The sequence below is a fragment of the Nitrospina watsonii genome (assembly GCF_946900835.1).
GTDB lineage: Bacteria > Nitrospinota > Nitrospinia > Nitrospinales > Nitrospinaceae > Nitrospina > Nitrospina watsonii.
Map to the genome: position 1 here is coordinate 723310 of NZ_OX336137.1, position 11351 is coordinate 734660.

The window sequence follows — 11351 nt, forward strand, 5'->3', positions numbered from 1 at the left end:
ATGAGCCAAATTGAAGCTCTTTTACACTGTTAATAGGAGTGCGAATAGTCATTTTTCGGTTCCACGTGCCACGATAAATGGATGTGATAATAAAGATTACGGAAAATATTCCTAGCCGCCATCCCAAAAGTTTCCATAAACAAAGTCTTAACTTCCTTTTGATATCATTTTTGTGGAAATTTTATTTTGTTAAGTGGAGACAATATGGGGATCAATCTTAAAGAAACCTTTTCTATCAAAGCCTCACCTCCTGAAGAAGGAATTTGGCAAGGTAATCCTACGAACCAGCAGACCCTATTGGCCCTGGATTCCGGAAATGTTGCCGGCGTTAACCTCGCGGACGGCAACCGAGATGGAATTACCAGGGAGGAGAAAGCTGAAAAGGAACGTCGGGAGGACCTGTTTCGGGAAATGACGCTGATCATCCATCAGCAATTCCTGGAAACGATGGATCAGGTCAGGGAAAAAATCGCCGATGCCCGAGGATACTTTCAGGAAAAGTTAAATAATCTGGAGCGGGATGAAGCCGCGTTCCAGGCGGATGTGATTTTGCTTCCTCAAGGGCTTGAAGTCTATCCGGACGCCAATGATCCAAACCGCTACTATTATCAGGATGAAAGTGGACTTTGGAACGAATTGCAGGACGAAACGTTCCTGAAAGAGGCCCATGATATCCATCAGGAAAAGGGTGCGGTCCGAACCATGCAGAGTAAGCAGGCGTGGGATCAATACAAGGATGGAGTGGAAAAGGGAAACGAGGCCGTGAATAACGCCCAGATCAAAACCGAAGAAATTGAAGATAAAGTCAAAAGTGGAGAGATGTCCCCCGATGAGGGCCGGAAGCAGGCTGAAGAAATCGGGGAAAATATAAAACAATTAAAAAGCGATATTGATAACGATTTCGATGTGGCTTTTGAGGACAAAGTTGAATTTATTGGAGATCAAAAAGAATTACTGAAAAATGATTTCCAGACAACTAATAAAGGCATTGAAAATAGGTCAGACTTGGAGAATGATTTCCTTGATGACAATTACGATTTGACGGAGTCCGGCCCTTCTATACCAACTCCTTCACCTTAAGAAGGCTATCTTACTACTGGAGTTGGTGTAGATGGACAGATTTCAAGCATGCGCCGGGCAATATGCCATGGAACCGGCTTTTTATATCTGGTTTTCTGGTCCTCTTCTTCGAGCTCAGCCTTGGCTTCCAATGTGGCGATTAGTTTTAATATAGATTCATTAGAGTTACCAAAAGCATCTTTCAAACACTGCGCTCTGGATTCTTGGCCCTTTTGCCTCAGTTTGATATAGAGGTCAATTATAGTGTTCTTGAAAATTTCCCTTTTTTCATCCTGCGTCATTTTGCTGTATTCGGCGAAGGAAACCAATTGAGGCGGAGTATGTCCCTCGACTTCAACTCCGTTTCCTGCTTCTGCAAAAGTCGGTTCAACCCAGGTGAGATAAAAGGAAGTGAAGGCTAGCATACCGGAGATCAAAGCCACTCCGATTTTTTGGCGGAAAGAAGTGAAATAAGTTTTGGATACAATTGTTGCGGTGCCGCGATTGATACCGGATAGAATAATAGTGGTCATGAAAAACTCCCGTCCAATAAGGGAGCCCTTCCTGTGCCATTTTCATAAAAAAGCCTTTGTTGGAAAAAATCGAATGGTTTAAAATGGTTTTGTAGATTTGCCCACCTGATAATTTGTTAAAATAGAGCCTGTTGAAAAGGGCTCCCTTTTTGTGCATGGTGTTCTTTGGACACTGATTTGCATGGGAAGGGAATCCTCTGAAAATAGGCTACTTACGTGTTTCCACCGAAGAGCAAAGGCCGGACCGTCAGCTTGACGGGCTGAAGGGCCTTTGCGATGAAGTACACCTAGAAAAACTCTCCGCCACCAGCAAGAAACGCCCCGTCTATCAGAAAATCCTGAAGAAACTGAAGGCCGGTGACACACTGGTCGTGTGGGATTTAGATCGCGCGTTTCGCTCCACGGTGGACGCCCTCCTGGAAAGTGAAAAACTCCGCCAACGCGGTATTGAATTCCAGATTGTCACGCTTAACGTGGATACTTCTACGCCTTCTGGGGAATTGATCTATACCGTTATGGCCGCGTTTGCCCAGTTCGAGCGGCAAAACCTGATCAAACGGACGCGCGAAGGTATGGCCGCCGCCAGACGCCGGGGCAAGCATATCGGGCGGCCCTACAAGCTGGATTCCCGCGACGTGGCCCACGCCCATGCGAAAATTCATGCAGGAAAATCCACCATTATGGGCATGGCCCGCGAACTGGGCTGTTCCCGCAGCACCCTTTCCCACGCCTTCCAAAGATTCGGTCTCAGCCTTTAAATCCAGTTGGAGCAAATTCCCTTTGTGATCGCTCCTCTCTGGTTCATTTCTCTTTCCGGTTTTCTCAAATTTCATGCTTTGTCGCCGGTCGCGGTTCGTGGTCAATGGGCGGCCCGCACCGCCACCGTGTTACCCGTGACCTCTCACCCTTTTCGACCGGCAGTTGCCTTCGCATGTTGAGAAAAACCAAACGATAAAGGAGAAAGAAAATGCCAATATCTGAATGCGATCACTGCGGAGGAACCTATCACTGGAAATGGGAAGAGGCTTTCGAAAAATTCGGCTTCGGAGACGGAGATGCCCAGATCGAAACCTGGCAGGTCGCCGACGCGCTAACGGATGCAGGCTACGAAGTCGAGATTAAAGCCTGGGGACTTCACAACACCATCATCACCTCGATCAAGAAGGCCGGGAAGGAAATCATCCCGCATGATACCTGCATCTTGGGCTACGACGATCCAAGGGAATTCCTTCCTCAGGATATTGTGAAACTTTTGGACGAAGCTTTACCAGGGTGAAGCCCCCTCCACTAACAATAAAACGGCCCTCAATCGAGGGCCGTTTTTTCATGGCCGGGGAGCATTGGCCGCAGGGAGGAAATGACGGCGGCGATTGTTTTGCACGTCCCGCAGAAACCGGCGGTGACGGCGTTTCTTTTCGCGTCGGGCATCCTGTTCCTGAATGGAGTCGTCAATGATGAGGAACATGACAATGAGCCAGAACAGAAAGTCATTGAATGGAGTTTTTGGTGAACTGGCGGTTGAGAATGCGGTTGTAAGCGATTCCATGGTCTTTCTCCTCTTTTCGAGGCCCGGACCATCCGGGCCTTTCTTGAGGCCGCGAATGGCACAGACTTGAGGAGAACCGCACCCGAACGGGTCGCAACGGCAGAGGAGAAGCGCTTCGCGCTTGCCGGTCACTGGAAAGAATTTGCTAAGTTGTGGCCTTGGAAGGCTTGGTCTGGATTGAAGAAAGGGAGAAAAAGGAGGCGGTTAACCCAGATCGAAACCGGCACGCCAAAAAACAATGATAGAGACGTCCGATTCAAAGGTCTTTTTCTTGCGAAAATTATAACCAGGGCGAAAGGTCCATGAAAAACGGTAACAGGCCATGAAAAATGGTTTTTGGCCTCCCTTTCTCGTGAAAAATCGTTTCAGTCGGTTCCGAAGGATTCTGAAACCATTCCCCGGCAATGAAACTCTAAATTTAGGACGATATAAACAATAAAAAATTAGCCATAGAGAAAACAAAGATTATCTATTATATTGTTTTTAAATGATTTTAATATATTTACGTTGCAATTTATTGAATGAATTTTAGACTAAAATATTGACAATCAGGCAAACTTTCCTATAGGATTAAAGATAGATAGGAAAAAGCTATGTCCAAACTCAAAGAATTTAAAAAGCATCTCAGACCAGGGCAGGTCTACCGGCGGGCGGAACTCGCCCGGCGATCCAGGTCGGTAGACCGGCATTTGCAAGAGCTTCTTAAGGAAGGTGTCCTTAAGAGGTTAGCTGGCGGGGTGTATTATTGCCCCAGGAAGGCTTCCTTTGGAGAAGTCCCGCCGGAAGATGAAAAGCTGGTCCGCGCTTTCCTGAAAGATGATGATTTTTATGTGGCGTCCCTCAATGCCTACAACGCCCTCGGTGTTGGAACGACCCAGCTTTACAACGAAAAGCTGGTTTATAACCGCAAGCGCGATGGACGGCACACTCTGAATGGCCGCAATTTTTATTTCCTGAAGAACCGGCCCATCCCCCGCAAACCCTCTGAGGAGTTTCTTATGGTTGACCTCATGAACAACCTTGATTTCCTGATGGAGGACAAGGAAACCGTCCGCAACAAGGTTGCGGAGAAAGCTTTATCCATGGATCAAGGAAAACTCCGGAAAGCAGTCCGCCAATTCGGGGGAGCAAGAACAAAAAAGTTCTTTGAAGACTTACTCAATCGCTCTAATGTAAGTTATGTCCTCTGAGCGATACCTTCACGATCATCCTGAATTTCCTGACTTGATCCGCGCTGTAGCGGCGGAAAGGAATATCGACCCCTACCTTGCGGAAAAGGATTACTGGATCATGCACTGTCTTTATGGCCTGAAGCAGGCAGGCTACGACTTCCAACTTAAAGGCGGCACTTCCCTGTCGAAAGGGTTTGGCATTATTCACCGTTTCTCGGAGGATATTGATATTCATATTGCGCCTCCCGCATCATTGAAGGTCAGAACATCAGCAAACCATAACAAGGAAAAAGACCGGCAGAGCCGTAAAGAGTTTTACGATCACCTGGCCCGGGAAATAAAAATTCCGGGCATCGTTAAGGTGGAGCGGGATACGACTTTTGACAGTCCGCCTAAATATTTCAGTGGCGGAATTCGGCTTTATTATGAACCGGCGTTCCCTTCAGATGGAACGGCCAAGGATGGGGTGCTTTTGGAGGCAGGATTTGATGATGTCATTCCCAATCACCCCATTGATATTGGTTCATGGGCCTTGGGCTTCGCCTTGGACAAGGGAGTGGACGTTATTGACAATAAGGCTTTGCAGATTCCCTGCTACGATTCCGGCTACACTTTGGTTGAAAAACTTCAGACCATTGCCACCAAGTTCAGAAACCAAAAAGAGGGAAAAGAATTTCCAGCCAATTTCCTACGTCATTACTATGACGTTTTTTGCCTGTTGCAGAATGCGCAGGTTCAGAAATTTATCGGAAGTGAAGCCTATGAAAAGCATAAAGCCAAGCGTTTCCCCAAAGCAGACCAGAAGTTCCCTTTGCGTGAAAACGAAGCCTTCCTGTTGCGTGATCCAGAAAATCGTGCGCTTTACACGAAGGAATTTGAGCGACGTCCAGGACTGTATTATCAAGGTCAGCCGTCCTTTGAAGAAATCCTGGCGGTGATCCAGGAGAATTTAGACCGGCTGTAGTTTGCGCTTTTCCATTTTTCGCCTCTCGTTTTCTTCCCCGTTTTCCCCTTCCTTGTAATCCCAAAACCACAAGGCTACCCATCCTTTCCCCTACTCGCTTTTTCCTGGTGGTGGCCTGACATCCCCTGCCTTTGGCGGGTGCCCATCCCGCTTGAATTTCCATTGAACATCTTGAACGTGGCCGAACCGGACGGGTGTGCCGGAAGCACTGCCCCTGCTTTCGGGAAGCTTGCCGGAAGCCGTTGATTGACGCGTCCGGTTGGTTTTTCTCTGGGCGTGGATATCGGGTTCAATCGGTTTGCGTTTCGTTTCTCCTTTTGGGCAACGCGCCCGGCGGCTCCTCTCCTTGGACGTCTTTCTAGGACCGGCACCTCCCCCCCGCAACAGGGCCACCGGCTTTTTTCCCCGCCTGCGGCTTCCTCGCGCCCGGTTCCCTCCAAAAAAGTCCGTTGGCTTTCCTGTCTTCCGCGTTTCTCCAGCCCGTACGGGTGCGGGGTTCGGTTTGGCCGCTCCTTCTGGCGAAAGCCGTAAGGAGCCGCGATGGGCGCGGCCGGATAACAAAAAGGAGAAACATCATGAACGCAACCAAAACCAAGAACCCGATTCAGGACATCCATACCCAGATCACCAACCAGATCATTGCCGCTCTCGAATCCTGCTCCGGCAAGGTCACGCTTCCCTGGATCAAGGCCGGGGCCTCATTGGGCCGTCCGGTCAACGCGTCCACGGGCAACGCCTATAAAGGCATCAATGTCGTGGCGCTCTGGGCTGCCGCCATGGCCAAAGGCTACGGGGATGGCACGTGGGCCACCTACAAACAATGGAAAAAGCTGGGCGCCCAGGTGCGCAAAGGGGAGAAGTCGAGCCTCGTGGTTTTCTACAAGGAAATGGAGGTGGAAACGGAAAACAAGGACACCGGCGAAATCGAAACCGGGAAACGCTGCTACGCCCGCGCTTCGTGGGTTTTCAATGCCGCCCAGGTGGACGGCTGGACGCCGCCGGCAGTTCCGGCGGCTGATCCGGTGGCCGTGCTGGACGGCGCGGAGGCCTTCGTGGCCGCAACCGGCGCGGATATCCGCATCGGCGGCAACCGGGCCTGCTACAACCCGGCGGGCGATTTCATCCTCATGCCTCACCGGGAATTCTTCACCGGCACGGACACGTCATCCGCAACCGAAGGCTGGTACGCGACGCTGTTTCACGAACTCACGCACTGGAGCGGCCATGACAGCCGGTGCGCCCGCGACATGACCGGACGCTTTGGCGAGGCTTCCTACGCTATGGAAGAGCTGGTAGCCGAACTCGGTGCCGCTTTCCTCTGCGCCGATTTGGGCGTGACGCCTTCCCCGCGTCAGGATCACGCGGAATACATCGCCAACTGGCTTGAGGTTCTGAAGAAAGACAAAAAGGCTGTCTTCGCGGCGGCCAGCAAGGCGGATCAGGCGGCGGCTTGGCTTCTGGCCCGCCGTTCGCCCGTGGAGGCCGGGGGCCGTTAGGCCCCTTTATCCACAGAAAAATTGAAGTCCATCCCGCCGGTCCATAGGCAGGGTGCGGAAGACGGTCTAGGGTTTGAAAAATAGTCAACGCCCTACGGACCGGAGTTTGGACCATGCGCTTAAACACCCAGTTACCGCTTCTATTAATCTTCCTTCTGACATTGGCCGCAACCAACCCGGCCCAGGCCCAGGAAGCGCAACCGGGCGATCCCTGCACTGCCGGGGAGACAGATCACTACAGGCGCGTGGGCGGCGGTGCCGGAAGCGAGTTCTTGGGGCATTTCATTATTATTTGCGATGGTAGTACCTGGAATCTGGCTTGGGGCTATGACAACACCGGCAATGTCGGCATCGGGACGATTACGCCGCAAACACCATTGCATATTAATGGCGGCACTGATGCGGCTCTCACCGGTGGAGGATACCTGGTAACAGGCCCAACGACAGGTCTTAACATCGTCATGGACGATAACGAAATAATGGCAAGAAATAATGGTGCAGAAACAGACCTCCATTTACAAGCAGAGGGGGGTAATCTCATAGTCCACGGCCTTCAGGGGGGCGCAACAGAGTTCGTTATACAAGATGGCGGCAATGTCGGCATCGGGACGCTGAGTCCAGCAGGAAAATTAGATGTAAAAGACTCCTTTTACACAGGTAACGGAACTATTAGGATTCGCAGCCAAGGCGCCCCAAAAGAAGGTGGTGAACTTACGCTCCTTGGCGCAGGTTCCAGCAACGACTGGAATATAGATAATTTCGATGGTCTCTTTCGCTTGCATCACGATGGGGCATCATATGTCGAGATAACCCCCTCTGGCAATGTCGGGATTGGGACGTTTAGTCCAGCAGGAAAATTAGATGTAAACGGTTCAATAGCCCAAAGCGGATCAATAATTCACGCTTCGGATAAAAGGCTCAAAATGAATATAACGAAAGTTCATGATGCCCTTTCCAAGGTCATCGCGTTAGAAGGCGTTTCTTTTGAATGGAAAAAGCCGGAGGACCAATTCATGAAAGGGCGTCAGTTCGGTATTCTGGCTCAGGAGGTCCAGAAGGTTCTCCCTTCCTTGGTTCATGTCCGGGATGATGAAATGAAAACCCTCACAGTAGATTATCGGGGTTTATCCGCTTATTTCATTGAGGCCTTCAAGGAATTGAAAGCCCAAAATGAGGCACTGAAAAAACTGGTTTGCCCGGACCATCCTGACGCGGCCATTTGTAACGAATAATAAAGCTCTCCCAAACAAATTGTGGATAACTTATCCTGCTTCCTTGCGGTGTTCCGGCGAGGTTTCTAAGGTGATTCGCAGGATAAGGACGGTTTGATGGAAAGAGAGCTTATGTCGCCCCTCTCAAAAGAAACAAACGAGGTCGCCACTGACTGTAAATGGAAGCGCAGGGCGGGGTTTACCCTCATTGAACTATCCATTGTTTTTGTGATTGCCGGGCTGATGCTGGCGGGATTTGTGCGGACGCTGGAGCTGTATCTGGTGCAGAAGCAGGAAGCGGAGATGGTGGAGATTTCCGCCCATGTACGCACGTCCTTGTCTGATTTTATTGAAGCGAATAAACGCTTTCCCTGTCCGTCGCCTCTGGATGTGCCTGTGACGGATGCGTCCTTTGGGGAAGAACAGACCACCGGAAGCGGTCCGACCCTTGTGTGTGATGCTACGGCAACAGGTGTGTTTCTGGATGATAAAGGAGATGGAACCCCTGTTAACGATGTTTATATCGGCGGTGTACCGGTGCGGACACTGGGACTGGGCAATCAGTACTCCATGGACCCGCGTGATAACCGCCTGACCTATGCCATATCTGTGAAGCTGGCTGTTGAGGACGGAATGTTAAATCCGACCGAGCCGGGGTCCATCACCATTCATCAGGCCGCAGGTGCGCCCATTACGGATGCGCAGTTTACCCTGATTGCACACGGGCTGGATGGTGCCGGTTCCTATACGGCCAGTGGTGCGTTGCATGGAACGGCCTGTAATGTTCTTCATGCCGATGGTGAAAACTGCGATATGGATGGGGAATTCCGGGATGTGGAAATCAGCCGGGGCGAAACCGCCTCTTATTTTGACGACCGCACCGCGTTTTCCCTGCTGGATGACAAAATTGACGGCTGGTGGGAAGCGACAGACCCCACAGGGACCAATATCGTTAACCGCAACCCCGGTAATGTCGGAATCGGGACCGATGATCCGCAGGCCGCGTTGCATGTAAAGGATAACAGCACCACCCCCGCCCCCGGAATTTTGGTAGAGCAAAATTCTTCTGCAACAACATCACCGCGCATAGGCCTAGTTGATACAAAGTTAGGACCTGCCGACACAGCACCGGCCTGGGGCATTGATAATTGGGAGGACAGGTTTCGTATCTTTAATCAACCTGATATCAATACAGCTGGCTCTGAATTTTTTACAATTCTTAATAACGGTAACGTTGGGATTGGGACGGGCACGCCGCAATCCAAACTCGATATACAGGGTGAAGTCAAAATCGGCAATACGGGCGCAGGGTGTACCGCTTCAAACCGTGGGGCCACGCGGTATAATTCCGGTGCGGATCAGATGGAATATTGTGCCGATAATGCCGGAACACCACAATGGATGCCGATGGGTGGTGGTAGCGGAACCGGCATGTTTCCCGGCTGGCCCGATGTGCTGCATTGTTCTTCGAGTGACGGTGTCACTTATCATCAGTATTTTTATCTTTCCGGCCGCACAACATCAGAGATCCGTTATACAGACCCCTATACCCATACCAGTCAAGGAGGTGGCTCTTACAGTATTCAGTTCTGGCCGGATGGCAGATATAAAGGTACGTTCGGGGGCTCAACAGAGTCTATGGCATACTGTATTGGAAAAACAATTTCCCAATTGGAAGCAGACGGCCGTGCATTCTATTTTATTAGATAAAAGTAAAGATCTCTATGCTGACGGGAGAGGGATTTGCCCTGAAACAGAAGAAATATACAAATACAATAATGACCAGATAGAAAAATATAATGTTCCTTCTCTTGGGCAAGTTATCTGGATTCCTTTAAGATGAAGGGCAGTAGAACTGCCTGTTTTAACGGTTCAATAGTAACGCTGGCGGCCCGAAAAAAACAGGCACCTGTTATGCCCGGTGTTTCCGTTTTTAAATCGAGTGATTCCCTGAGAAAGTAGGTAAAAAGGAAAGCGACGATTCCGATGGGAGTCCGCCCCCTTGAAAGTTTATAAGCTTAAAAAACCGGAATAATAAAAGCCAAGCGGTCACAAATTGAAGGGGGACTGTAGCCAAACTGTAGCCAAAGGGCTCAGAATTGGCCGGAAAATGCAGAAAATTTGGGAACCGGGCTTTCTAAAATCTCCGTTACGGCTACAGTCTGGCTACAGTTGATAGTGACGCAAAAGACGCCTAAAACATTAAGGTTAGACGATTTTTGCAGGTCCCGTTTTAATCCCCTTATTACTTTTTGGGAAAACCTCCCTGCACAGATGGCATTCAAGAGGTCAGGGGTTCGATCCCCCTCAGCTCCACCAGCCTGCGGCTGGACGCAACGTTTGGGAAAGTTGTGATCCAGCCGCTTTTTTATTTCCGAAAAGCGGGGGATGCATTCCGGCTCCCCTGCAAGGGGTGCCGCTGGACTCAGCATGGGAACATGTTTGGGTTCAGCGGCTTTTTTTATTACTGGCGTTGGCTGTCCGCCGAGGACCTCAGCTCCATTCTTAGCTTGAGGGGCGGCGTATTTTGGCGATGATCCAAAGCATCTGCTGAAAGCGTCGGCCCCTTTTTGCGTATTGATCGTCTGAAGAGCACCCCCTGCCGTGGAATCCGAATTTTCGTTGGCTGCCCCAGCCATAGGCTGCCCCAGCCATAGCCTGCTGATCCCGTGATCCCGCAACTCGAGCAAAGCGAACCCGGTGCGACATCGGCAAGCCATCTGATCCGCCAGGTATCCAGCGTTCCTGCGCCAGCGAACTGATATTAAAGGGCTTTTTTGCTAAAACGGCTGATTGTTTGCGGCTTTATGGGCGGTATCGATCTCCTCGCTGCGCTCCGCATTGGCACAGGCATGCCGATCCGCGGCTTTTAAAAGATTGTTGGCTAATGAAATGCATTTCGTGTATCGTGATTCCTGTATTTAGTGTTAGTATTTATTCGAGTGATGGATCGTGTTCTTTCTAATGCTTGTCGGGTGAATGCGGGGTTTGGAAGTCCTGCATGTTCCCAATAAGGATCGTAGATGAGAACAGAAAAAATAGTTGCTTCATCGTGGACGTTTTTGACCAATCATGCGCACGTCTTGTTGTGCCTGGCCAAAAATCCGTCTGAACGGGTACGGGACATTGCGGTGGAAGTGGGCATCACGGAGCGCGCCGTGCAACGCATCATCGGGGAGCTGGAAGCGGACGGGTACCTGGAGCACCATCGCGATGGCAGGAGAAACGTGTATAAAGTTTTCAGCCACAAGCCTCTCAGGCATTCCATCGAAAAACATCGAGAGGTTCATGATCTGATCCGGCTGATTACTAAATAAGGGAACGCAATTATAAATCCCGCATGGGACTAACTTGGCGAGACTGAAAAAAT

Annotated in this window: 11 protein-coding genes; 10 read left to right on the forward strand and 1 reads right to left on the reverse strand. The window is 50.3% G+C overall.

Features of this window, described 5'->3' with window-relative positions; translation table 11 throughout:
• Positions 1-204: 204 nt before the first annotated feature.
• Positions 205-1080, forward strand: coding sequence for a hypothetical protein (locus QML71_RS03235; RefSeq protein ID WP_282010465.1), 876 nt, complete (start codon positions 205-207; stop codon positions 1078-1080).
• A gap of 5 nt (positions 1081-1085) precedes the next feature.
• On the opposite strand, the gene QML71_RS03240 is transcribed toward QML71_RS03235, so the two are convergent.
• Entirely contained in the window at positions 1086-1592 is a 507-nt protein-coding gene (locus QML71_RS03240; RefSeq protein WP_282010466.1) for a hypothetical protein, read from the reverse strand.
• Between the two features lie 203 nt (positions 1593-1795).
• On the opposite strand from QML71_RS03240, the gene QML71_RS03245 reads away from it, so the two are divergent.
• The 9 genes from QML71_RS03245 to QML71_RS03285 all read left to right on the forward strand — a co-directional run bounded on the left by QML71_RS03245 (position 1796) and on the right by QML71_RS03285 (position 11298).
• Positions 1796-2350 (forward strand): recombinase family protein, encoded by a 555-nt coding sequence (locus QML71_RS03245; RefSeq protein ID WP_282012572.1) that lies wholly within the window; start codon positions 1796-1798, stop codon positions 2348-2350.
• Positions 2351-2559: 209 nt separating this feature from the next.
• Positions 2560-2868 (forward strand): hypothetical protein, encoded by a 309-nt coding sequence (locus QML71_RS03250; RefSeq protein ID WP_282010467.1) that lies wholly within the window; start codon positions 2560-2562, stop codon positions 2866-2868.
• An 81-nt stretch (positions 2869-2949) separates the two neighbouring features.
• A complete protein-coding gene (locus tag QML71_RS03255; RefSeq protein WP_282010468.1) occupies positions 2950-3102 on the forward strand; it encodes a hypothetical protein in 153 nt (50 codons plus the stop codon).
• 629 nt (positions 3103-3731) lie between these two features.
• Positions 3732-4328: a DUF6088 family protein gene (locus tag QML71_RS03260; protein WP_282010469.1), complete on the forward strand. Its 597-nt coding sequence runs from the start codon at positions 3732-3734 to the stop codon at positions 4326-4328.
• Positions 4318-5274: a nucleotidyl transferase AbiEii/AbiGii toxin family protein gene (locus QML71_RS03265; RefSeq protein WP_282010470.1), complete on the forward strand. Its 957-nt coding sequence runs from the start codon at positions 4318-4320 to the stop codon at positions 5272-5274. Before QML71_RS03260 ends, QML71_RS03265 begins: the two co-directional genes overlap by 11 nt.
• A 575-nt stretch (positions 5275-5849) precedes the next feature.
• Positions 5850-6770 carry an ArdC family protein gene (locus QML71_RS03270; protein ID WP_282010471.1) on the forward strand — a complete coding sequence of 307 codons (921 nt, stop codon included), beginning with the start codon at positions 5850-5852 and terminating at the stop codon, positions 6768-6770.
• Between the two features lie 113 nt (positions 6771-6883).
• The gene (locus tag QML71_RS03275; protein ID WP_282010472.1) at positions 6884-8002 is read left to right on the forward strand and encodes a tail fiber domain-containing protein; all 1119 of its coding nucleotides are present in this window, start codon (positions 6884-6886) and stop codon (positions 8000-8002) included.
• 96 nt (positions 8003-8098) lie between these two features.
• Positions 8099-9691, forward strand: coding sequence for a type II secretion system protein (locus QML71_RS03280; RefSeq protein WP_282010473.1), 1593 nt, complete (start codon positions 8099-8101; stop codon positions 9689-9691).
• Between the two features lie 1313 nt (positions 9692-11004).
• Positions 11005-11298, forward strand: coding sequence for a helix-turn-helix transcriptional regulator (locus tag QML71_RS03285; protein ID WP_282010474.1), 294 nt, complete (start codon positions 11005-11007; stop codon positions 11296-11298).
• Positions 11299-11351 lie beyond the last annotated feature (53 nt).

Excerpts from the sequence above, each read along its gene's own strand:
- QML71_RS03235 (WP_282010465.1), top strand. The coding sequence starts at position 205 with ATGGGGATCAATCTTAAAGAAACCTTTTCTATCAAAGCCTCACCTCCT.
- QML71_RS03240 (WP_282010466.1), bottom strand. The coding sequence starts at position 1,592 with ATGACCACTATTATTCTATCCGGTATCAATCGCGGCACCGCAACAATT.
- QML71_RS03250 (WP_282010467.1), top strand. The coding sequence starts at position 2,560 with ATGCCAATATCTGAATGCGATCACTGCGGAGGAACCTATCACTGGAAA.
- QML71_RS03255 (WP_282010468.1), top strand. The coding sequence starts at position 2,950 with ATGACGGCGGCGATTGTTTTGCACGTCCCGCAGAAACCGGCGGTGACG.
- QML71_RS03260 (WP_282010469.1), top strand. The coding sequence starts at position 3,732 with ATGTCCAAACTCAAAGAATTTAAAAAGCATCTCAGACCAGGGCAGGTC.
- QML71_RS03265 (WP_282010470.1), top strand. The coding sequence starts at position 4,318 with ATGTCCTCTGAGCGATACCTTCACGATCATCCTGAATTTCCTGACTTG.
- QML71_RS03270 (WP_282010471.1), top strand. The coding sequence starts at position 5,850 with ATGAACGCAACCAAAACCAAGAACCCGATTCAGGACATCCATACCCAG.
- QML71_RS03275 (WP_282010472.1), top strand. The coding sequence starts at position 6,884 with ATGCGCTTAAACACCCAGTTACCGCTTCTATTAATCTTCCTTCTGACA.
- QML71_RS03280 (WP_282010473.1), top strand. The coding sequence starts at position 8,099 with ATGGAAAGAGAGCTTATGTCGCCCCTCTCAAAAGAAACAAACGAGGTC.
- QML71_RS03285 (WP_282010474.1), top strand. The coding sequence starts at position 11,005 with ATGAGAACAGAAAAAATAGTTGCTTCATCGTGGACGTTTTTGACCAAT.